Genomic DNA, 21,904 nt, shown 5'->3' on the forward strand with positions numbered 1-21,904 from the left:
TAGAGCTGGATCGGGATTTTTTTATTGTTCAGCGGAATCGTTCGACTAAAAATATGGTAGGATAGACATACAAACAATGACAGGATGGTACCCTATATGCTGTTTTATTTTGTCGCATTATTTACGGCAGCCGTAATTGTCATCTTAAATAATCGCAGGAGCGAATCGAATCGCTGGGCTGCTTTATTTTTGTTCAGTGCTTCAATTGGCGGACTCTCAGAAGTCTTAATAGACATCGGGTTATTCATAATAACTGATCTCTTGCAATTTTTTAATTATACATTCACGCCTTATGCTGTTTTTGTATTCTGCCTACTCTATGCGTCTGTTCTAGACCATAACCGAATGAGAAAAAAACTGAAATTTTATCTTTCTATTCCGATTTTTTTGATGGCTTTGTTTGTTATGATTTCTTCTGATGTGCAATGGTTTTTTAATCTTTTGCTGCTATGGAGCGCGCCTTATTATTTAATTTCCTGTTATTTATTAGTCGCATCCTTTTGGAAAGAGCGTGATCCAAAGATAAAGCGAAGCCGCTTTATCACCACAATCATAATGGTTCCAACACTGCTTGCTGTTCTAATCTTCATATATGTGGCAAAGGTGATTACGCCAGACTTTGAATTTTTTAATTATATTTCAGTCTTTATGATTTATTCGTTGTCGGTCGCGCTGTTATGTACCTTCATGTATGGTGTTCTTGGTGTTAAACTCCGCTTTGAGCATGATCCAATGGAAAGTACGATGCGAGCAGTTAGCACTGGAACTACGATGCTTAATCATACGATAAAAAACGAAATAGGGAAAATAGCCATCAGTACGGAAAATTTAAGAAACCTGCTGCCTGAATCGAATGAGCAATCTATGCAGCAAATGCAGATCATAACGAATGCATCCAATCATATGCTTGAGATGATCAGCCGTATTCATAGTCAAATAAAGGACATTACACTTAAGGAGCAGCCGGTTCAACTCGATCAGCTCATCGAAAAAGTTCTTTTTCAGCATGAGGGTCTGATGCAAAATAAAGGTATTTCGTTAACCGCGAAGTATGAGCTGCGTCCTGTCATCCAATGTGATCCCATTCATATTAGCGAGGCATTTGGTAACCTGCTCATGAATGCAAGTGATGCAATGCCAAATGGAGGAGCAATTGAAGTAAGGCTTGCAGCGTATAAGAAGGGTGCGGAGCTTTCTGTGCAGGATAGTGGCATGGGCATCTCGGAGGAGAAGTTAAGCCAAGTGTTTGATCCCTTCTATAGCAGTGGGAAGAGTGGACGGAATTTCGGACTTGGCTTATCTTATGTTTATAATGTTATGCAAAAGAGCGGTGCAAAGGTCATTCTGACCAGCCAAGAAGGTGTAGGAACACGTGCAGCCTTAATATGGCCGCGAAAAAAGATTTTAAAATGAGTAGAGAAGGAGGGAGCAACCTTGAGTCATATCAAAGTGTTTATTGTTGAGGATGACACAGATTGGATTAAAGCGCTCACTACTTTTTTGAATAAAGAGTCTGATTTGCTTGTTGTAGGTACGGCAACTAATTCTACCGATGCGATAAATCTTGCACAAACGCTTACGTTTGATGTTGTACTAATGGATATTCAGCTGGAAGGCAGCAGACTTGACGGCATTCATACAGCTATTCTTATGCATGAGCATTCTCCCGCCAAGATTATCATGTTAACGTCATTAAATGATGAGCAGACGATGACTCAGGCCTTTACAGCCGGTGCTGTACAGTATTTGGAGAAGACACGCTTCCAGGAGCTGCCGCAAACGATTCGTAATGCCTATCATCATTCTGCTCCCATGGAGGCATTACTTAACGAACTGACTCGGCTAAAGCGCGAGGAGCAGCTTAAGGAATTAACTGGCGCAGAACGTGAAGTATTCGAGCTTATTGAAGCCGGATACACGCAATCGCAAATTGAGAAGAAGCTCTACAAGGCAGAGAGCACACTCAAAAATCAGGTCAATAAAATGCTCAAGAAGCTTGGCGTGCGCAGCAGCAAAGAAGCTGTGGAAAAAGTGAAGCGAAGAGGAATTTTCCAGCGGGATGAGAAGGAATAACCTATTTTACATAACTAGAAGGCAAAGGGGTACTACATAACGTAGTACCCCTTTGTTTGTCGTTCTATGAAAGATGGAACTGCCGTTACTATACAGCTTGCGTTTAAAATAAAAGGAGAGAGGGAGCGATTTAACATGGAAGCAATAACCTCACACAACGACGAAGCTGCTGTGCTGCTCATTGATGGAAAATGCATGTTATGTAATAAAATTACTCACTTTGTCGTGAAGAGAGATAAAAAGAAATATTTTCGATTTGCTGCGCTTCAGTCGCCTGTGGGTCAGCAGTTACTTAAGAATGGGAATTTACCAATAGATGATCTTGATACGTTTGTAATGGTGCAGTCAAACCAGTACTATACCAAATCCGAAGCGGCGCTTCGAGTATTTCGCAAGCTTGACGGCTGGTTGAGGTTGTTGTATTGGTTTCGCTTCGTACCGCTTGCTTGGAGAAACTATGTTTATCATATTATTGCGCGAAATCGCTATCGATGGTTTGAGAAACATGAAATGTGCATCATCCCGACACCAGAGTTATTAGAGAGATTTTTGGACGATGGAATAGGAGGAGCATGAATGAATAGAAAACCGATCTACGTCGAGCTCGAAATTCGTGCAACACAGGATGAGCTTTGGGCGCATACTCAAATCCCACAGCTGCATGAGCAATGGGATCTCCGATTCTCGAAAATTCAATATTTACCAAAAAATAGTGAATCCGACATCCAGAAATTCCAGTATGAAACGAGAATTGGTTTTGGTCTAAACATAAGAGGCACAGGAGAAACGAGCAGCACAATTTTCAAAGATGGAAATGAAAGAGTATCAACGCTAACTTTTGCTTCAGAGCAGCGAATGTCGCTTATACGAATCGGAGGCGGCTATTGGAAATACAAGGATCTTGGAGACAAACAGTCCTTTATAACATTATTTAATTATCAGACTCGTTTCGGTATTGCAGGACGAATTTTGGATCGCTTTTTATTCCGCCCCCTATTTGGCTGGGCTACCGCTTGGAGCTTCGATCGATTGCGAATATGGCTTGAGGAGCGCATTCCTCCTTCTGTTGTTGCAGAGAGAGCTTTGCTTCATTATTTGAGCGTCTGCTTCATCGTTCTGCTCTGGTGTTATGAAGGCTTTGTGCCTAAGCTATTGTTCCCAGAAACGGGAGAGTTGACGATGATGAGGCAGGTTGGTTGGTTTAAAGGAATGGAGCTGCAAATGGTTCAACTGATTGGTATTGGTGAAATGGGACTTGGTGTGCTAATCGCTTGTTTCCATAGGAGAAAATGGATTTATATCATTCACGTATTGGCACTTATTTCACTCACAATGCCAGCGCTTCTATTTTATTCAGAATTGCTGAAGTCGCCTTTTAATCCAATTACGCTTACGTTGCCAATGATTGGTTTAGGCTTAACAGCCTATTTAAGCAGACGTCACTTGCCGCAAGCGAGCCGCTGTAAAAGACAATTTAAATAATCAGATTAGAAAAAGGGGGAAATTACGATGCGTTCTATATATGAACAAGCGTTAGGAGCTGATTTTCAGAAGCTTCATCCTCGCATTCAGAAGCGTTTTGGCTTTTGCAGTCAAGATCGTACCGCGTCCATCGGTCATGGAGTCATGCAGCTTATATGGTACAACAAACTTGCTGCACTGCCATTGTTTATTGGTACGCTCCGCCACATCATGTTCCCCCAAGGCGGCGTAAACATCCCGTTTTCAATAGAAAACTATGCATATGTAGATGCATTCGGACGTGAAACAGTCACGTGGATTCGCAAATTCAAGTTTCCAAGGACGATCCGCCATTTTGACGCAACGATGGTGTATAGCGGAGAAAGAGAAGTTATCGTTGATTATTTAGGCAATAAGCAGCATTTAGCAGTCGATTTGGATGTTGCAGTTTCCACAAAGGGCGGAATTCGAATCATTTCGGGTGAGCAGCGTTTCTATGAAGGGTGGCTTCAATTTCGGTTTCCTCGTTTGTTTACTGGCAGAGCAGAAGTGAATGAGTGGTATGACGATGAGGAGCGCTGCTACAAAATATCAGTGGATGTTCGGAACCCTATCCTTGGCCAAATTTTCCGTTATGAAGGCTCTTTCCAAGCTTCATTCGTGAATAGCGGTCATGAGGCGATTCCGATTGGAATTCGGCCATTGCGTGAAGAGAAGAGGGAATAAACGGCTGCTGCTGTTTATTCCTTTTTGTCACTTTCGTGTTTGGCGTTGTATAATAGAAGCTAACACGATAAGCAGGTCCAAGCTAACGAGATTAATGCAGCTGGATCCATGGGAAACGGAGTACTAGACTAATGAAAAAATTTAAAAAGTTTTATATAGAGACGACAAGTATTTGCAACTTATCCTGCAGCTTCTGTCCGCCCACATTGCGAGCGAAAGGTTTCATTAAAGTGGAGGATTTCAAAAAAACACTAGATCAGATCAAGCCGCATACGGATTATATTTATTTTCATGTAAAAGGCGAGCCAATGCTGCATCCTAAGATGGACGAGCTGCTTGATATTAGTCATGAGAAGGGCTTCAAAGTAAATATTACTTCTAATGGTACGCTTATTACTAAAAACAAGGAGAAGCTTCTGAACAAGCCCGCCTTGCGTCAAATCAACTTCTCGCTGCACAGCTTTGACGGCCATGCCGGTTCTACAAATAAAGAAGGCTATCTTGCTGAAATCTTATCCTTCGTAAAGGAAGCAGTTGCAAGCAGCAATATTATTATTTCGTTTCGGCTATGGAACTTAGATATGGACAATGAAACGAATCAGCAGAAAAACAAAAACCGAGAACTCCTGGGCATGATTGAGAAGGCATTTAATCTCGATTATAAAATTGAAGAAAAATTCATACCCGGCTCAGGCGTCAAAATAGCGGAGCGCATTTACCTAAACCAAGATCCTGAGTTCAAATGGCCGGATTTAAAAGAGCCGGAGTATAACGGAAAAGGCTTCTGCCATGCCTTAAGGAATCAGGCAGGCATTCTCATCGACGGAACAGTCATTCCTTGCTGTTTGGACGGAGAGGGCGTCATTAATTTAGGAAACATTCATGATACTCATTTCTCGGAAATTATTGAGAATGAGCGATCAACTAATCTATATGATGGATTCTCAAGACGGGAAGCTGTCGAGGAGCTGTGTAGGAAATGCGGCTATCGCCAACGTTTTGGGTGATTACTAGGATTATGCTAGTAGGTCAACAAGGCGGTTTGTAATGACAAAATAACAATAGTACCGATTATTAATGATATAAGTTATGTGAATTATAGGTATTGCGTTGGAATTGTTGAGTGGGGTCGTTTTGTGTTATGATTTATTCCGTGCTGTTCTTTGTCGTCTTTCTATCAATCAGAGAGTTAGGAGATTCAACTACACATGGATTTTATTACGATTTTAAAAGCGATTATTTTAGGTATTGTTGAAGGATTAACGGAATTTGCACCTGTATCCTCGACAGGACATATGGTCATTGTTGACGATATGTGGCTTCAAACGGAACAGTACTTGACGAAGTACGTTGCGAACACATTCAAAATTGTTATTCAGCTCGGCTCCATTTTAGCAGTAGTCATTATTTTCCGAAATCGTTTTATTGACTTGCTGGGCTTGAACAGAGGCAGCAAGGACGCGGCACAAGCTTCTTCTCAACCGAAGAAAAAGCTAAAGCTAACACATGTTATCGTTGGTCTCATCCCAGCTGGTGTACTTGGTCTATTGTTTGACGATTACATTGATGAGCATTTATTCTCGATACGTACAGTGCTAATTGGTCTAGTTATCGGAGCTATACTTATGATTGTTGCCGATCGTTTTGGGCCAAAGAAACCTAAGATCGAGTCAGTTGACCAGATCACTTATAAGCAAGCCTTCTCCGTTGGGCTTATCCAATGTTTATCCCTCTGGCCAGGCTTCTCCCGTTCCGGTTCCACTATTTCCGGAGGGGTGCTGCTAGGCATGAGTCACCGCGCGGCTGCTGATTTCACTTTCATCATGGCTGTGCCGATCATGGCTGGTGCGAGCTTGTTGTCCTTGGCGAAAAACTGGGAATACTTCACGTTAGAGTCATTGCCGTTTTTTATCGCAGGTTTCATAAGCGCATTTGTTTTTGCACTTCTTTCGATTCGTTTCTTCTTGAAGCTTATTAACAAAATCAAGCTTGTACCTTTTGCGATATACCGCATCGTGCTTGCTGCTGTAATCTATATCGTTTATTTTTAACCAATAGAAAAAGCCTGTTTCCTTATGATAAGGAGCAGGCTTTTTTTTTCGATTTATGGGCGTAACTCCATTGGTTTTTGAGATTCATAGATGCCGATTCGACCTGAACATATAAATGCGATTAAGCAGCCGATAAACATATAAATAGCACCTTCAGCTCCAAATAATTCAATGCCCATGATGAAGCAAGCAATTGGCGTCTTGGCAGCACCGCTGAATACGGATATAAAACCAATGGCAGCGAGCAGGGGGACGGAGACATGGAGCAAACCTGCAAGTGCGCTTCCTAGCGTTGCACCGATGACAAAGAGTGGAGTCACCTCACCGCCTTGAAAGCCTGTCCCAAGCGTTATAGCAGTAAATAGTGTTTTCAATAAAAAAACAAACGGTGAAACCGCCTCTTGAAAGGACTGCTCTAGGAGCGGGAGGCCTAGTCCCAAATAATCACGTGTTCCGATCGCATAGACGAGAGCAATTATGAATAGTCCGCCCAAAAAGCTTTTGAGAACAGGACTTTTAAACCAGTTACTAAATAAACGTTTGAATCCTCGTATCAGCTGAGTGAATAATAATGCGGCTAGACCAAAAAGCACAGATGCAATGACAACTTTGACAATGAGCAGCCAGTCGAGCGGAGGGACATCGCCCATTGAATAGGAGATATGTTGAATTCCCCACGAAGTTGCAACCAAATGGCCAACATAACTCGAGATGAAGCAGGGGAGCAGCGCTTCATAACTGATGACGCCGATTGCAAGTACTTCTAGTCCAAAAATTGTCCCGGCCAGAGGTGTGCCAAAGACAGCCCCAAAGCCGCTGCTAATGCCGCACATCAAAATGATTTTGCGATCAAGAGAGCTTTGTTTAATAAGCTTACCAAACCATTCCGCTAAGCTGCCGCCCATTTGCACTGCAGTACCTTCACGACCAGCAGATCCGCCAAATAAATGGGTGATTAAAGTTCCAATCAGAACAAGTGGTGCCATTCTTAATGGGATGGAGCCATTACCGGTATGTATTTGCTCTATGATTAGGTTATTTCCTCTTCCTGCTTCTTTCCCAAACTTGAGATAAAGATAACTTACGAAGGTACCGCCGAGTGGCAGAAGCCACAATAACCACAAATGTTGTACACGCGTTTCGGTTACGAATTCAAGACTGGCTAGAAATAATGCGGATGCAGAACCAGAGAGGATGCCGATCACTCCAGCTATGAACAGCCATTTCAACATATATTTGGCAAGTGTGAGCGGTGCGAAATGCCTTACATCGATCATTCGTGTGAACTCCTTCATTGGCTCCCTGAGAGAAGGAATATGTTGTATTGTTTCTATTAGCTATTATACAACACTCCTAGAAGAGGTAAAGAAATTCATATCAGCGAATCAAGTGAAAACCAGCCGTCATGGACACCGTATGAAATCCAAACCAGGTGATAAATATTGACGAGAAAGTAGATCAATACCGTAATCAGAATACAAGGGTTGATCCAATACCGATTTTTCATTCGATAATAAATGAGAATAAGCAGCAGCGGGAGCACTAGCTTCATCCCGTAGTAGCTAACGATATTCCAGTCATAAAGTTTTTGTACGAGCGGGTTGAGCTCCTCGATTAATGATAGGCGCAAGCCTATATCTGTAAATAAAGCGTCGGCAAAACATAGAAACAGCAATCCGAACAGCAGCGGTTTTAAGTCCCATTCTTTGAGAGCAGTAATGGCCACTAAGCCTCCATTCTGAAAAAATGATCTGGGTTTTGCATAATAGATGCATATGCCTCATATGGATTATCATTCCTAAGGAATTTCTGTGGAATAAAGGAGGCCTAACGTTGAAGCGAATATTGATTGGAAGTCCCATTCGCCAAAGACCGACCATATTGCGTCACTTTTTAGCCTCGCTTGCGCGAATCGAAGCAAGCTCTTTTAAAGTAGATTATTTTTTTATTGACGACAATGATAACGAGCAGTCCTCGCAATTGCTGAGCGATTTTATATCGAAGCAAAAAGAGAACAATGAAAGTGAAACCATCTTAATAAGAGGCGATTCGATAACGCCATATACCAGGGATGAGTTTACTCATTACTGGAGCAATGATTTAATTGATAAAATCGCAAGCTGGAAGGATCATATGATCCAAACAGCGAGAGAGCAGCAATATGATGGACTATTCCTCATTGATTCGGATTTGCTGATTCACCCGGAAGCAATTGAATCTTTGATTTCTTCCGAGAAAGAGATCATTTCCACTATTTTTTGGACACAGTGGCAGCCTAATACGATGGAAATGCCGCAGGTTTGGCTGAAGGATACGTATTGGCCGTTTCAGTCAGATGGAACAGTAAAAGCCGGTGACGGTGCTGAAGCGGCTGTCATGTTTCTAATGAAGCTTAGAGTACCAGGAGTTTATCAGGTTGGCGGCCTTGGTGCATGCACGTATATCACTCGCTCAGCACTGGCGAAGCCGATATCATTTCGGACGATCTCGAATGTATCATTTTGGGGCGAAGATCGTCATTTCTGCATTCGAGCAGTTGCCCTTGGCATCGATTTGTACGTGGACACCAGATACCCAGCCTTTCATATCTACCGAGAATCAGATATTGAGCGCGCTATATTGTTTATGGAATCCACGCAGGACAAAGCATATACAAATTCGAATATGTTGCCAGCACAAGGACCTACAATCATTGTGCCCACAGCAGGTCCTAAGCTTACGTTATCTATGATCGTAAAAAATGAGGGAGATCGCTTTTTAAAGGAAGTGCTTGAGCATCATAGGGAATATATAGATCATGCGGTCATTATTGACGATGGAAGCACGGATCATACCGGGGAAATCGTTCATGAATGCCTTGCCGGCATTCCGTTGACCTATATTAAAAACGAAAGCTCGCAATTTCATAATGAAGTAAAGCTAAGAACGCAGCAATGGGAGGAAACGATCCGCATTCGGCCGCAGTGGATTCTGAATATGGATGCGGATGAATATTTTGAACAAAAATTTAAGGAAGTGCTGCCAGTGCTGCTAAACGATTCGGAAACCTTCACTTATTTGTTTCGATTATTTGATTTTTGGTCGGAAGATCATTATCGCGAAGATGCATACTGGAATGCCCATAGCGTGTACCGCCCATTTCTATTGAAATATGTAGAGGGATTTTCATATGTGTGGAAGCAAACTCCTCAGCACTGCGGGAGATTTCCTGAAAACATTTATTCACTTGCAAATAAGACGTCAAACCTGCGAGTAAAACATTTCGGCTGGGCGCGGGAGCAGGATCGTTTGCATAAATACGACCGGTACAAGAAGCTTGATCCTGATGCGATTTATGGCTGGAAGGAGCAATATGAATCCATTTTGGATGAGAAGCCGAATCTGGTGAAATGGATAGAGTAATAAAGCAAATAAATCATAACCTTTGACTAAGCATACACTCTAGTGATATATTTGAGTGTACGATTAGTGCAGGAGATTTCACAACCGGCTGTGTGTCCGCATACAGCCGGTTGTGCCTACTATATGGAGGCAAGCAACCTTGAATAAATATCCATTTGAGTTTGACCCGAAACAACCTTTTATACAGCAGGCTAGCGATTGGATCGCTGATGTTTTTTATGAGAAGCTGCCTGAAGCTGGTTTTGAAATTAGAGATGAACAAATTTATATGGCTTTTCAATTGGAACGTGCTTTTGCAGATAAACAAACGATATTTGCTGAAGCTGGAGTAGGAACGGGCAAAACACTCGTTTACTTGTTGTATGCGATTACGTATGCTCGGTACACAAGAAAACCAGCCATTATTGCTTGTGCCGATGAATCCTTAATTGAGCAGCTTGTAAAGCCTGAAGGCGATATTGCAAAGCTCGGAAAATATTTGGATCTAACGATTGATGCTAGGTTAGGCAAATCAGCAGATCAATATATTTGCTTGAAAAAGCTGGATAATGCGAGAGCTGGACAAGATGACGCGGAGCTCTATGACAATATATATCGTGAACTTCCAAGCTTCGTCCATAAGCAGGATTCTATGCAAAGCTTCCATCCATATGGAAATCGCAAGGACTATCCTAGCTTAAATGATGAGCAGTGGAACGAGCTGGGCTGGGATGTATTTCAGGACTGCTTAGTGTGTGACGTTAGACATCGTTGTGGTCAAACACTCTCACGCGACCATTATCGCAAATCTGCAGATGTCATTATTTGCTCGCATGATTTCTATATGGAGCATATATGGACATATGACGCAAGAAAACGTGAAGGCCAGCTTCCATTGCTGCCAGAGTACAGCTCTGTAGTATTTGATGAGGGCCATCTGCTTGAAACAGCCGCACAGCAAGCGCTGACTTACAAGCTGAATCATGCTGTTTTTGAAGGAATCGTCATAAGACTGCTGCAAGAAGAGATTCGTGAAACTCTTGCTGTAGCTGTTGAGGATGCGATTGCCCAAAGTGAATTTTTATTTAAAATGTTGAATAAGCACAGCCAGAAGGTTCCTGCTTCGGATCGCAAGGAAATCATATGGAGTGCGGAGCTTATTCGTGAAATTAATCGTTTGCAGGATACGCTATCGGTTATAGAAGAAGAGCTCGTATTCGAAAGCGGCTTATACACGATCGATACGTATCAGCTAAAAATCGTTGAAGAGCATTTGGAAATGATTCAATTTGCGCTTTCCTTATTCAAGCAAGCGGACAAACCAATTAGCTGGGTTTCGCAGGATAAAGAAGGAACGTCACTTGTCATCATGCCAAAAGTGGTGAAGGAAGTGTTGAAGGAGCAAGTTTTCTCTCGTAAAATGCCAATCGTATTTTCCTCAGCAACGCTTTCGGTTAACGGCTCATTTGATTATATGATGGACATATTGGGTATGGATAGCTCATTATCTTTCTCGGTTCCATCACCATATGACTATGAGCAGCAAATGACTGTGGAGATTCCAAAAGCTGAACAGTTTACGGCGCTTAACGATAAAGTAAATGAAACGTATCGCTTGCTTAAGCAGTCAGGCGGAAGATCGCTTATTTTGTTCCCATCGATGGAGCAGCTAGAGCAATTCAAGTCAGAATCGGACAAGCATGCGGATAGTGCGGCTTATACTTTCTTTTATGAGGGCACAAGCGAAATCAGCTATTTGATCGAACAATTTCAACAGGATGAAGCCAGCATTTTATGTGCGGTGACACTATGGGAAGGTTTAGATATTCCTGGTCCATCCCTTTCCCAGGTTATTGTGTGGGAACTTCCGTTTCCTCCAAATGATCCATTATTCGCAGCGAGACGGAATGACTCGGAATCACCGTTTGAACAAGTGGATATGCCGTATATGCTGCTTCGATTACGTCAGGGCATTGGACGTTTGATTAGAACACGTGAAGACAGCGGGAAAATCGTTATTTTTGGCCAAAAAATGAATGATAGCTATGTGCGTGAACAAGTGGAAGGTGTGCTTCCGAAAGGTGTAGCTTTAAGTTATTCCTAAAAAGAGAATAAGGTTCAAATAAGGAGAAGGGGAAACCCTTCTCTTTTTTTTATTCCTGCACTTTGAACGAACAGAAGTTTATAACCTACCCATTACGGCAAAAATAGGAATAATTCGACAAAAAACAACAAGGAGTGTATGTGCTATGGCTTTACACGATCAGATAAACATTCCTAATTGGACGGTATGCGTACAAGCTGTTGTCAGCCTCGTGATTCCTCTTCTTATCTCATCTATTTTTAAACGGTCTAGCCAAGCTGATGATGAGTAATTCGATGAGCGGAAATATTCAAGTGCGGCTGAAAGCCATTCATGAACAAATGGAGTTTCATTCCGATGTTTTGGTGCGTGAGTGCTCTATTGGGGATACGGGGATAAGCGCAGCTATCGTTTTTGTAAATGGATTAGCAGATTGCGATTTGATTGATCAGCATATTTTGAGAGCGTTAATGTCTGTTCAAGGAGAAGGCAAAACCGTCACAAAATCGTTTTTGACCAATCAAATATTAACCGTTAGTCAATTAAGTGAAGTCCATTCTTTAGAAGAAATGCTGCCAAAAGTGTTAATGGGAGCTACTGCCGTGCTCGTTGATGGCATTGATGAAATTATTATCATTGGCACTGCAAGGAGCAAATCCCGAAATATTGAGGAACCAATCTCTGAGGCATTAGTTAGAGGGCCTAGAGCAGGCTTTAATGAGAACTTATCCGACAATACTGCGATTCTAAGAAGACATGGTGAAAATGCCAGCCTATCATTCATGAGCATGCATGTTGGCACACGTGCAAAGAAGCAGCTCATCATTGCTTATATTAAAGATATTGCTGATCCTGAATTAGTTGAAAAGGTCAGGCGCAGGGTAAGCAAGATCGATATTGATAATTTACCCGAATCAGGGTATGTTGAGCAGCTGATTGAGGATAATTTTTTGAGTCCATTCCCACAGGTGCAGAGTACGGAAAGGCCCGATCGGGTCATTGGCGCATTAATGGAAGGCAGGGTTGCTATTTTACTTGACGGTACACCTTTTGCGCTGATTGCACCTGTTACATTTAGCATGCTTCTGCAATCACCGGAGGATTATTATGAGCGTTGGATGGTTGGCACATTGCTCCGAATGCTGCGTTTTCTTGCCGCTTTAATCGCATTATTGACACCAGCGATGTACATTTCTTTCATTTCGTTTCATCCAGGCCTAATACCAACTAAATTGGCTATTTCTATCGTTGGGGCTAGGGAAGGTGTGCCTTTCTCATCTCTTGTTGAAGCGCTCATTATGGAGGTAGCGATTGAAATATTGCGAGAGGCGGGGCTTCGACTGCCTAAACCAATTGGACCGGCCATGGGAATCGTAGGAGGTTTGATTATTGGTGAAGCGGCTGTTCGAGCTGGTATCGTGAGTCCGATTTTGGTTATTGTCGTTGCAGTTACTGCGATATCGTCGTTTGCAATACCACAATACAATGCTGGGATAGCGCTTAGAATGCTGCGTTTTGCTGCTATGTTCTGCGCTGCTGCATTTGGTATGTATGGCGTAATTTTATTTTCCTTACTGTTATGTGCACATATCGTCAAACTTAAGAGCTTTGGCGTGCCCTATGCGAGCCCTGCAGTTCCTTACCGAGTTAAAGATTGGAAAGACTTTATTGTTCGCATGCCGATATTTATGATGAAAAAACGACCTGAAATGCTGAAGCCGAAAGACAATACACGCACGAAGAATTGAATTTGGAAGAAGGCATTATATGAAACAGATGTCCAATGATCGTATAACAACCGTTCAAACTGCTGTGATCATTTCAAACTTTATGCTGGGTTCAGGAATTCTTACTTTGCCTAGAGCTTCTGTTGAAAAAGTAGGGACACCAGATGTATGGATATCTGTTCTGATCGGGGGAACGGTTGCCTTATTAGTAGGTGTGTTTATGGCTGCATTGGCAAAATTACATATCAATCAAACGGTGTACCAGTTTACTCAGAAGCTTCTCGGAAAATGGGTAGGAGGCATAATTGGCATAGCGTTTGTTATTTATTTTTTTATGACAGCTGCTTATCAGGTGCGTGTATTATCTGAAGTTACGGAATTTTTTCTGCTGGAAGGAACGCCTCCATGGGTCATTGTCATGGTTTTTATTTGGGTTAGCTTCTATTTGATGACCAGCGGCATTAATCCCATTGCGAGGTTATTTGAGGTCATTTTGCCGATAACTATCGTTATTTACGTATTAGTCATGTTAATGTCTTTACGGATATTCGAAATCGATCATTTGCGGCCTGTATTAGGGCAAGGCATAATGCCTCCTCTCAGGGGAGTCCAAACAACCTCACTGTCCTTTTTAGGCGTAGAAATTATATTGATTTTAACTGCATTTATGGATAATCCGAAAAAATCGGTAAAAGCCGTCGTCTATGGAACAGCGATTCCGTTCTTTATTTATTTGCTGACCGTAATTATTGTAGTAGGCGGGCTATCGATAGATGTAGTCATTACACGGACGTGGCCAACACTCGATCTTGTACGCAGCTTTGAGCTTTCTGGACTAATATTTGAAAGGTTTGAATCGTTTTTTCTTGTCATTTGGATTATGCAAATCTATTCTTCTTTTGTCATTACGTATTATGCTGCAGCCCTGGGATTGTCACAAGTATTCAAAGCAAAAATGATGAAATGCTTATATATATTGCTGCCCATTGTGTTTCTTGTTTCCACGCTTCCCAAAAATACGAGCGCTCTGTTTGTATATGGCAGCTTGCTAGGCAATACCGCTCTTTATTTGTTTGTCTCTATGACCATTATATTGTTTGGTTTGACGAAGTGGAAAAAAGGGAGTGTAAAATGATGATGATCCACAGCAACAGTCGGGGACGATTTTTACTAGCATGCCTATGTACGCTAACGCTGCTTGTCCAAACGGGTTGTTGGAGCAAGGATGAGATTGAGGATCTTGGGCTATATGTCGGTATAGCGCTTGATGTTGCCAGCAAAACGGAAATTGAGAAAAAAATGGATAAGCTGAGTACCTCTAATCGGAAAAAGGATCTGATCACCTATACGCTGCAAATTATAGATAAACAATCAGAGGGCAAAGACGGTGAATCTTCAGGTGTTGTAACAGCAAAACCTTATATAAATGTTTCGGAGACAGGAGATTCACTTTTTGAAATGGTCAGAGGATTTTCAGCTCGAATGGAGCGTCCTGTCATCGGTCATCATCTGAAGGTGATCGTAATAAATGAGATGTTGTCTCGAAAATACAGCATGAATAATCTCCTTAGCTTTATGTTGAGGGACAATAATATTCGGCCGAATAGCTTAATTGTCATGAGCAGCGGCATGGCTAGAGATGTATTTGAATCAAAGGGCAGTAACATTATACCTTCGTTCCGTGTAATTGAGATGATTGGTAATCGTTATCGTACATTGAAGATCATACCTCCGATGTCGCTTATTGCAGTAGAGGGGAAGATGCATGCAAAGTCCAGCTATTTACTTCAAAATATCGTAGCTGCTGATGGCGAGATTGAATTTTCAGGTGCAGCCGTTATTAAGGGGAAAACCCAAAAATTCAAAGGACTGTTATCGGAGGAAGAATTGTTAGGCATAATGTGGTTGACTGGCGAAGGCAAAGGCGGTTTAGTAAAAAGCTATGATCCTGAAACGAAGCAGGTTATTGCCTATGAGATCAAAACGCTTAAAAGTAAAATTATTTCGCAGGTCAAGAATGGAAAAATTAGTTTTCACGTAAATATACAATCGGATGGTCGACTTATTGAAGAGTGGTTAATTGACAACGAGCCTCTGGATCACAAATTTGTGACCAAGGCTGTACATTCATCAGAGAAGGAAGTAAGCCGACTCGTGAATAGAGCCCTGCATAAAATTCAAAAGGAATATAAGACAGACGTTATGGGGTTCGGTACTAAACTAAGCATATCGCATCCAAAAGTATGGCAAAAGGTTAAAGAGGATTGGGATGAAGAATTCAGTCGCATTCCGATTACGTATAGCATTAAACTGGCAATTACAGATACGGGAGCAAAACGTAAGCATTGATCGCTAATTTTATCGAAAAAACCATCATTTCTTCGTTTAAAAAACTGCGTGAAATACATATTTCACGCAGTTTGCTTTTATATCAACTTTTAAGCTATCATAATAGAGTAATGGTCACTTAAATAGAGCGTGAAAATAGGTTTTTTATGGAGGATTTGCTTGCGAATGGGACAACATGAGGTGACGGATAGCTACGGCTTGGAAATGGACTTATTTTCGATTTGGATGAAAAATAAAGGAATGACCAAGTCCACACATCAAGCCTACATAAATGATGTTCGTTTTTTTCTACAGACGATACATCCAACCGAAACAAAAAATATTACGAAAATGGATATTATGCGCTACATGGCCGTTTGCCGTGAGAAGGGGGCAGGGGATGAGGCGCGCAATCGCAAGCTTTCTTCTTTGCGTTCATTTTTTAAAGCGTTGATCGAGATGGAGCATTTGGAAGGCAATCCTGCTGCACTTATCGCAAAGTCCAAGCAGGAGAAAAATCGCATTCCGGTTTACTTGGAAGAAAATGAACTCGAAGCGCTTCTGCAAGCCATACAAGGGAAATATTATATTCGCAATGTCGCAATTGTATTATTAATGTCCTATGCTGGTCTTCGCGTCGGTGAGGTACACCGGATGAATGTACAGGATTTTAGGCTGGATGGATCGATTCATATTCTCGGGAAAGGGCGTAAATGGCGAGTTATCCCATTGCCTGATGCGCTTCAGCATGTATTGAATGAAGCGCTTGCTGAGCGCAAGGAATCCAGGCAGAGTAAGGAGCAGCCGTTTTTTGTATCGCAGTTTGGACGAAGATTATCTATACGAATGATACAGACCGTCGCTGATGAAACGATCAAGCTGCTAAAGGAGACGATGCCTGCGCTTGCGGATAAAAGGCTATCGAGCCATAAGCTGCGACATTCTTTTGCAACGATGCAAATTCGCAGCGGTACAGACATACGAACCTTGCAAGAGCTGCTTGGGCACGCGAGTATTGAAACAACACAAATTTATACGCATATTGATAATAAACAGCTTCGAAATGCGATGAACAACATTTCAAGCAAAATCCCAATGAAATTTCAGAATAAGGTTACATAAGAATAATTATGTAAACAAATATTGCAATTATAAAATAATGCAGCAAAAAAAGCTGATGTCAGGTACATGTAGGATCTGACATCAGCTTTTTATATTAGTGGACGCCAGCTGCAACCAGCTTGCGTCTTTCTTCACGTTCTTCTGGCAGCATACGAGGGCAGGTATAACATTTCACACCATCAACACGACAATCGTACATACAGCATGAAGAGCGAAGTACGATTTGTGGACCTCCAGGTGACCACGGATCATCGATATACCGAGGCTTGTGAACAAAAGGGTTACGTTTCCGATTAAATACCTCAGCAGGCAGACCGAGAATGACCTCAAGATCGCGCTGAACAACTGTCAACAGTGACTGATCATTCATATTATTTTTCAGAAAATCAATCACACCCTGCAGTTGTCCACCGACCTGGTTCCAGATCATGGCGGATTTCACATCAGCGCTTATGGCTACAGCTTCGACGATATCGTTAATCTCATCCTTAAAGCTAGTTCGGAAGGCATTCTCTAAAAACTGCTTTCTTTCTTGTTCTTCGGTTGGCACATCTGTCCAGCGAAGCTCATTAATTTTGAAGCCCAGATGAGCATGATCATCGTGTTTCTCAAGCTGATAAGTTAAATTATGTAGTGATAAATCCAAATAACGGTTGTATTGGGCAGCAAAAAATAGATTCGTTATGCACAGATTAAAGAAGGACATGCCTACAAAGGAAGCAGCTAGTTGCATTCCCGTTGCTTGCACCATTTCTCCGGCTTTTATAAGTGTTGCATGAGCAGTTTCTTTGTCGTAAAAGCTGGTCGCTGGCAGCTCTAGCAAGGGATGAGCTGCACCTTTCGGAGAAATGTGAAAATATGTTTCTACAAGTGTAAAGTCCATGTCATGTGCCATTTATTTGTGCCCCATTTCGGTTTCTCAAAATATACTTATAGAGTAGGTTTACTCGATAATGATTATCATTATTCCACTCTCTAAGTATAGGAGGGGGCTAGCGGACTGTCAATATTAATGGCTCTACAATTGCTTTAACTCGGTTAAGCCCTTCCCACATATCACCTGGACCATCGTATATAAGAACATAAGCACCCTTAAACCCAACCCGCTCAACCTCAGTAAGATAGGAGACTAGCTCGTCCTTATCAGGGACACCGGCATCATCATAGGTAGGCTTAACATGAACAGAGACGCTTAGCGGTGCCGTATCGCCGATTTCACTGATTTTGTCCGCGCTATGATAGTTACCGAAGTCGGTTATAAAGCCTACCGCTTTACCCGCATGCGCAAGCAGCTTAAGACTGCTTTCCGATGTCGACGTAAGCGCTTTGAAATTTTCAGTTATAACATGAACTTTTCTAGAAGCAGCATATTCAGCTAGCTCGGACAAGGAGGAAGCGGACAATTCAATGGCAGCAGCATCACTAGGTGAAGCTTCACCAGCAATGACACGAATTTGTTTCGCCCCGCATTGTGAAGCGACATCGATCCAATTCCGTATGAAACTAAGATCTGCTGTTCTTTTAGCCGCATCAACTGTTGTTATGTCACCATAGTCGAGCAGCAAGGTATCGAACTTAATCGCAGCATTTTCGAAAGAGAGGCGAAGCTGCTCAAGAAAAGCCGATTCTGTTGAAGGGAAATGAAAATGGCAAACTTCAAGCGCTTCATAACCTCTAGCAGCTGCTTCAGCTGGAAGGTCTAGCAAAGCCGTTAGCTGCGGTTGTTCTTGTACACGCGTTTGATGAGTATTCGTTTCGGTATCCCATACCGTCCAGTGAAGAGGTCCAAGATTGCGATGTAAGCTCCATGTGCTAATTGATAGATATGACACCATATATCCCGCCTTTACTATATTATTTAATCCTTAGGCTAGCATAGCACGCAGCAAGCCGAAAAAAAGCTTCACTTTTGGCATATTACTCCTCTAGTTGGTCATTTATGTGGGATATTGAAGTTAAGGAATGATTGCTCTTCAGAATAAATTCATAATTATCCTCGCTTTATCCGCACAATTTCTTGTTAGCATGAGGAAAAGAAGCGAGGGAGTGACCAACAATCATGGGAATAAAACAATCGTTAAAGGAAAAATGTTTGTTTCTGTATAAGTTTTTATATAAGCCTAGGGAAATCGGCAGTGTCATGCCGAGCTCCAAGTATTTGGCCCAAAAGATGGTCGAGAGTGTCCCATGGCATAAGGTACTAGCGGCAGCGGAGCTTGGTGCTGGCACGGGTGCGATAACAAAGCATATTCAGGAAGCAGCTCATCAACAAACGAAAGTTTTGCTTTTTGAGACAGATCCGTATATGTTAAAAACATTGGAAGAAAATTACCCAAATTATGCATGTTATGAGAACACGACAAACTTGCAAACAGCCTTACAGCAAGAAGGAATTGAGCAATTGGACTGTATCATTAGCGGCTTGCCTTTTTTCAATTTCCATCAGACACTGAGAGATATACTGATCACGCAAATAGTAAACTCCTTAAAGGATGATGGATGGTTTGTTGCCTTTCAGTATTCACAGCAAATGAAGAAGCAATTAAGTTTACATTTTCATATTGAAAAGATTATTTTTGTACCTATCAATGTTCCGCCTGCTTTCGTCTACGTTTGTAGAAAAAAATAGCCTTTATAAGCATGTCGCAATACTTCATTAAAGGAGGCAAACAAGTGAGCATGACGATTTTGGTTGTTGACGATGATCCGGAAATTCGTGATATACTTCACATTTATTTAAGGAATGAAGGATATCGTGTAGTGGAGGCGGTCGATGGACAGCATGCAGTAGAGGTTATCAACCGCGAACCCGTCCATTTGATTATTCTGGACGTTATGATGCCCAAATGGGATGGGATTAAAGCTTGCCTCAAAATTAGAGAGGAACACGATGTCCCCATTATTATGCTTTCTGCAAAGGGCGAAGATATCGATAAAATTACAGGCCTATCCACAGGGGCTGATGATTATGTTACAAAACCTTTTAATCCATTGGAGTTGCTGGCGCGAGTCAAAGCACAGCTGCGAAGGCAAAGCTTGACGGTTCAAGCGGCGAGTGCTTCAAACGAAATTACGATAGATGCGCTTATCATCAATAAGGATCAGCATTTGGTTACAGTAAAAGGCCAAGAAATAGCGCTAACACCTATCGAATTTGCAATATTGCTGCTGCTCGCATCGCACAGGGGACAGGTCTTCAATATTGATAAAATTTATCAGAACGTGTGGAAGGATCAATCCGCCTTTTATTCTGAAAATACGGTCATGGTTCATATCCGCAATATTCGAGAAAAAATAGAAGATAACCCAAGAGAACCGAGATATATAAAAACGGTATGGGGAGTGGGCTATAAGATTGAAAAATAATGTGAGCAGTATGCTAATGGGACTGCGCAGTATTCGTGGACTAATGCTGTGGGTGCCAGTCCTTAGCTTTTTCATCGCCGTGCTCTTTATTGTAGGAATGGATCATTTTACTCGAACACAGTTTGGGTTTATACTCAATAATTTCATATCGTTGCCTTTATTTTTCGGTATATTTATTTTTTTCTTCTTTGTTTTTACGCGTGGTGTGGTCAGTTATTTCAAAGAAATAACGTATGGGCTAATCAAAATAGCTGGTGGGGATTTGGAATACCGCGTTCCGTTAACAAGGCAGGATCAACTGGGTATCGTTGCTCAAAATATTAACCATATGGCTCAGCAGCTGCAAACGCAGCTAGAGCGAGAACGAATGCTCGAACAGTCGAAGATGGAGCTAATCACACATGTTTCGCATGATTTGCGGACTCCGCTTACGAGCATTATCGGATATTTAGATTTATTGAAATCACATGCCTTTCAAGATCCAAGTGAGCAAGAGCGATTTATAGACAATGCTTTCCACAAGACGCAGCAGCTTAAGAAATTGATCGATGATTTGTTTGAATATACACGACTGACTGGCGGAGATCACAACTTCATTAAGCAATCCGTAGATATCAACAAACTAGTAGAGCAGCTTATTATTGAATTTGAGCCTGTTGCTGCCGAGCAGGGAATCATTGTGGTGAAAAGCTTTTGTGCAAGACCGATATGTGTAGAGAGTGATACGCAGAAAATAGTCAGAGCTATTGACAATCTTTTAATCAATGCGCTCAAATATTCGATCAAACCGAGTGTGATGACGGTAAAAGCAACTGCCACGAACGATATATTTCGGTTAACCATTGAAAATGAAGGAGTACCGATTAATTCTCATGAGGAAGCGCAATTGTTTGATCGTTTTTTCAAGCGGGAGTCGAATGATATTCGCAGCTCTATGCCAGCTGGTACAGGTCTTGGACTTACCATTGCCAAACAAATAGTAGAGATGCATGGAGGAGAGATCGGCGTTGTTCATGACAACGGCCATTATATTTTTTGGATTGAAATGCCGATAAGTTTTGGCTAATTAGCAAATTAGCATTATAATAAAACATAGAGGCTGAATAGTCGCAGTTTTATAGAGATTTCTTTATGGAAGGAAAGAGAAAGATGGAAACAAAACGTGTAACGACAGATGAGCAAATGGAAGAAGCGTACCTGATTCGAAAAACAGTCTTCGTCAAAGAGCAAGGCGTTGCGGAGGAAGTAGAGCTTGATGAATACGATGCAATCGCTGATCATGTTCTTGTATATTACGAGAATGTACCTGTTGGAACAGGCAGAGTGCGGATCGTGGATGATATGGCAAAAATAGAGCGGATTTGCGTATTAGCTTCACACCGCATGCATAAACTCGGCAAAGCAATCATGGATGAGCTTGAGTTGATCGCGCGTGAAAAAGGGCTTAAGAAAGCGAAGCTGCATGGACAAGTTCAAGCAGCAGCTTTTTATGAGAAGCAAGGTTATGAGGTAGCATCCACCGTCTTTATGGAAGAGAATATTCCACATGTTAAGATGGTTAAAGATTTATCACATTAAATAATAAT

21 protein-coding genes are annotated in these 21,904 nt (G+C 41.8%); 17 read left to right on the forward strand and 4 right to left on the reverse strand.

Features of this window, described 5'->3' with window-relative positions:
- The first annotated feature begins 96 nt into the window (after positions 1 to 96).
- The 7 genes from BK120_RS02505 (at position 97) to BK120_RS02535 (ending at position 6,311) form a co-directional block, all read left to right on the forward strand.
- The gene (locus tag BK120_RS02505) at positions 97 to 1,413 is read left to right on the forward strand and encodes a sensor histidine kinase (protein ID WP_076265876.1); all 1,317 of its coding nucleotides are present in this window, start codon (positions 97 to 99) and stop codon (positions 1,411 to 1,413) included.
- A 21-nt stretch (positions 1,414 to 1,434) separates the two neighbouring features.
- On the forward strand, positions 1,435 to 2,073 hold the full coding sequence (locus BK120_RS02510; RefSeq protein ID WP_076265877.1) for a response regulator transcription factor: 639 nt from the start codon (positions 1,435 to 1,437) through the stop codon (positions 2,071 to 2,073).
- Between the two features lie 135 nt (positions 2,074 to 2,208).
- Positions 2,209 to 2,649: a thiol-disulfide oxidoreductase DCC family protein gene (locus BK120_RS02515; RefSeq protein ID WP_076265878.1), complete on the forward strand. Its 441-nt coding sequence runs from the start codon at positions 2,209 to 2,211 to the stop codon at positions 2,647 to 2,649.
- Positions 2,650 to 3,555 (forward strand): DoxX-like family protein, encoded by a 906-nt coding sequence (locus BK120_RS02520; RefSeq protein ID WP_076265879.1) that lies wholly within the window; start codon positions 2,650 to 2,652, stop codon positions 3,553 to 3,555.
- A gap of 27 nt (positions 3,556 to 3,582) precedes the next feature.
- Positions 3,583 to 4,260, forward strand: a complete 678-nt coding sequence (locus BK120_RS02525) for a DUF4166 domain-containing protein (RefSeq protein ID WP_076265880.1) — start codon at positions 3,583 to 3,585, stop codon at positions 4,258 to 4,260.
- A 131-nt stretch (positions 4,261 to 4,391) separates the two neighbouring features.
- On the forward strand, positions 4,392 to 5,267 hold the full coding sequence (locus tag BK120_RS02530; RefSeq protein ID WP_076265881.1) for a radical SAM/SPASM domain-containing protein: 876 nt from the start codon (positions 4,392 to 4,394) through the stop codon (positions 5,265 to 5,267).
- Positions 5,268 to 5,468: 201 nt separating this feature from the next.
- On the forward strand, positions 5,469 to 6,311 hold the full coding sequence (locus BK120_RS02535) for an undecaprenyl-diphosphate phosphatase (protein WP_076265882.1): 843 nt from the start codon (positions 5,469 to 5,471) through the stop codon (positions 6,309 to 6,311).
- 53 nt (positions 6,312 to 6,364) lie between these two features.
- Here the strand turns inward: BK120_RS02535 and BK120_RS02540 are convergent, their stop codons facing one another.
- Both BK120_RS02540 and BK120_RS02545 read right to left on the reverse strand, forming a co-directional pair.
- The gene (locus tag BK120_RS02540; protein WP_256710761.1) at positions 6,365 to 7,588 is read right to left on the reverse strand and encodes a voltage-gated chloride channel family protein; all 1,224 of its coding nucleotides are present in this window, start codon (positions 7,586 to 7,588) and stop codon (positions 6,365 to 6,367) included.
- Between the two features lie 95 nt (positions 7,589 to 7,683).
- Complete coding sequence (locus BK120_RS02545) at positions 7,684 to 8,037, reverse strand: DUF5658 family protein (protein WP_076265883.1); 354 nt, start codon at positions 8,035 to 8,037, stop codon at positions 7,684 to 7,686.
- 107 nt (positions 8,038 to 8,144) lie between these two features.
- Here BK120_RS02545 and BK120_RS02550 point away from each other — a divergent pair, with 107 nt between their 5' ends.
- From BK120_RS02550 to BK120_RS02575, 6 genes are all read left to right on the forward strand, one after another.
- The gene (locus BK120_RS02550) at positions 8,145 to 9,713 is read left to right on the forward strand and encodes a glycosyltransferase (RefSeq protein WP_076265884.1); all 1,569 of its coding nucleotides are present in this window, start codon (positions 8,145 to 8,147) and stop codon (positions 9,711 to 9,713) included.
- Positions 9,714 to 9,852: 139 nt separating this feature from the next.
- Entirely contained in the window at positions 9,853 to 11,796 is a 1,944-nt protein-coding gene (locus BK120_RS02555; protein ID WP_076265885.1) for an ATP-dependent DNA helicase, read from the forward strand.
- Positions 11,797 to 12,053: 257 nt separating this feature from the next.
- Positions 12,054 to 13,523 (forward strand): spore germination protein, encoded by a 1,470-nt coding sequence (locus tag BK120_RS02560; protein ID WP_372238951.1) that lies wholly within the window; start codon positions 12,054 to 12,056, stop codon positions 13,521 to 13,523.
- A 19-nt stretch (positions 13,524 to 13,542) separates the two neighbouring features.
- A complete protein-coding gene (locus BK120_RS02565; RefSeq protein ID WP_076265887.1) occupies positions 13,543 to 14,637 on the forward strand; it encodes a spore germination protein in 1,095 nt (364 codons plus the stop codon).
- Positions 14,634 to 15,851 carry a Ger(x)C family spore germination protein gene (locus BK120_RS02570; RefSeq protein WP_144376665.1) on the forward strand — a complete coding sequence of 406 codons (1,218 nt, stop codon included), beginning with the start codon at positions 14,634 to 14,636 and terminating at the stop codon, positions 15,849 to 15,851. Before BK120_RS02565 ends, BK120_RS02570 begins: the two co-directional genes overlap by 4 nt.
- A gap of 165 nt (positions 15,852 to 16,016) precedes the next feature.
- Positions 16,017 to 16,952, forward strand: coding sequence for a tyrosine-type recombinase/integrase (locus BK120_RS02575; protein ID WP_076265888.1), 936 nt, complete (start codon positions 16,017 to 16,019; stop codon positions 16,950 to 16,952).
- 94 nt (positions 16,953 to 17,046) lie between these two features.
- Here BK120_RS02575 and BK120_RS02580 read toward each other — a convergent pair whose 3' ends face one another.
- Both BK120_RS02580 and BK120_RS02585 read right to left on the reverse strand, forming a co-directional pair.
- Positions 17,047 to 17,847 carry a (2Fe-2S)-binding protein gene (locus tag BK120_RS02580; protein ID WP_076265889.1) on the reverse strand — a complete coding sequence of 267 codons (801 nt, stop codon included), beginning with the start codon at positions 17,845 to 17,847 and terminating at the stop codon, positions 17,047 to 17,049.
- Positions 17,848 to 17,944: 97 nt separating this feature from the next.
- Positions 17,945 to 18,787, reverse strand: coding sequence for a sugar phosphate isomerase/epimerase family protein (locus BK120_RS02585; protein ID WP_256710762.1), 843 nt, complete (start codon positions 18,785 to 18,787; stop codon positions 17,945 to 17,947).
- A 224-nt stretch (positions 18,788 to 19,011) separates the two neighbouring features.
- On the opposite strand from BK120_RS02585, the gene BK120_RS02590 reads away from it, so the two are divergent.
- The 4 genes from BK120_RS02590 to BK120_RS02605 all read left to right on the forward strand — a co-directional run bounded on the left by BK120_RS02590 (position 19,012) and on the right by BK120_RS02605 (position 21,896).
- A complete protein-coding gene (locus BK120_RS02590) occupies positions 19,012 to 19,581 on the forward strand; it encodes a class I SAM-dependent methyltransferase (RefSeq protein ID WP_076265890.1) in 570 nt (189 codons plus the stop codon).
- A 50-nt stretch (positions 19,582 to 19,631) separates the two neighbouring features.
- Positions 19,632 to 20,318: a response regulator transcription factor gene (locus tag BK120_RS02595; protein WP_076266122.1), complete on the forward strand. Its 687-nt coding sequence runs from the start codon at positions 19,632 to 19,634 to the stop codon at positions 20,316 to 20,318.
- Entirely contained in the window at positions 20,308 to 21,384 is a 1,077-nt protein-coding gene (locus tag BK120_RS02600) for a HAMP domain-containing sensor histidine kinase (RefSeq protein ID WP_083681523.1), read from the forward strand. The genes BK120_RS02595 and BK120_RS02600 overlap by 11 nt, the downstream gene beginning before the upstream one ends.
- An 83-nt stretch (positions 21,385 to 21,467) precedes the next feature.
- Positions 21,468 to 21,896, forward strand: a complete 429-nt coding sequence (locus tag BK120_RS02605) for a GNAT family N-acetyltransferase (RefSeq protein ID WP_076266124.1) — start codon at positions 21,468 to 21,470, stop codon at positions 21,894 to 21,896.
- The last annotated feature ends 8 nt before the right edge of the window (positions 21,897 to 21,904 follow it).

The sequence above is a fragment of the Paenibacillus sp. FSL A5-0031 genome, assembly GCF_001956295.1.
In the GTDB taxonomy this organism is placed as follows: Bacteria; Bacillota; Bacilli; order Paenibacillales; family Paenibacillaceae; genus Pristimantibacillus.

What these genes read in the sequence shown, in the direction of transcription:
- BK120_RS02505 (WP_076265876.1), top strand. Translation starts at nt 97, where the DNA reads ATGCTGTTTTATTTTGTCGCATTATTTACGGCAGCCGTAATTGTCATC.
- BK120_RS02515 (WP_076265878.1), top strand. Translation starts at nt 2,209, where the DNA reads ATGGAAGCAATAACCTCACACAACGACGAAGCTGCTGTGCTGCTCATT.
- BK120_RS02520 (WP_076265879.1), top strand. Translation starts at nt 2,650, where the DNA reads ATGAATAGAAAACCGATCTACGTCGAGCTCGAAATTCGTGCAACACAG.
- BK120_RS02525 (WP_076265880.1), top strand. Translation starts at nt 3,583, where the DNA reads ATGCGTTCTATATATGAACAAGCGTTAGGAGCTGATTTTCAGAAGCTT.
- BK120_RS02530 (WP_076265881.1), top strand. Translation starts at nt 4,392, where the DNA reads ATGAAAAAATTTAAAAAGTTTTATATAGAGACGACAAGTATTTGCAAC.
- BK120_RS02535 (WP_076265882.1), top strand. Translation starts at nt 5,469, where the DNA reads ATGGATTTTATTACGATTTTAAAAGCGATTATTTTAGGTATTGTTGAA.
- BK120_RS02540 (WP_256710761.1), bottom strand. Translation starts at nt 7,588, where the DNA reads ATGATCGATGTAAGGCATTTCGCACCGCTCACACTTGCCAAATATATG.
- BK120_RS02565 (WP_076265887.1), top strand. Translation starts at nt 13,543, where the DNA reads ATGAAACAGATGTCCAATGATCGTATAACAACCGTTCAAACTGCTGTG.
- BK120_RS02570 (WP_144376665.1), top strand. Translation starts at nt 14,634, where the DNA reads ATGATGATGATCCACAGCAACAGTCGGGGACGATTTTTACTAGCATGC.
- BK120_RS02575 (WP_076265888.1), top strand. Translation starts at nt 16,017, where the DNA reads ATGGGACAACATGAGGTGACGGATAGCTACGGCTTGGAAATGGACTTA.
- BK120_RS02580 (WP_076265889.1), bottom strand. Translation starts at nt 17,847, where the DNA reads ATGGCACATGACATGGACTTTACACTTGTAGAAACATATTTTCACATT.
- BK120_RS02585 (WP_256710762.1), bottom strand. Translation starts at nt 18,787, where the DNA reads ATGGTGTCATATCTATCAATTAGCACATGGAGCTTACATCGCAATCTT.
- BK120_RS02590 (WP_076265890.1), top strand. Translation starts at nt 19,012, where the DNA reads ATGGGAATAAAACAATCGTTAAAGGAAAAATGTTTGTTTCTGTATAAG.
- BK120_RS02595 (WP_076266122.1), top strand. Translation starts at nt 19,632, where the DNA reads ATGACGATTTTGGTTGTTGACGATGATCCGGAAATTCGTGATATACTT.
- BK120_RS02605 (WP_076266124.1), top strand. Translation starts at nt 21,468, where the DNA reads ATGGAAACAAAACGTGTAACGACAGATGAGCAAATGGAAGAAGCGTAC.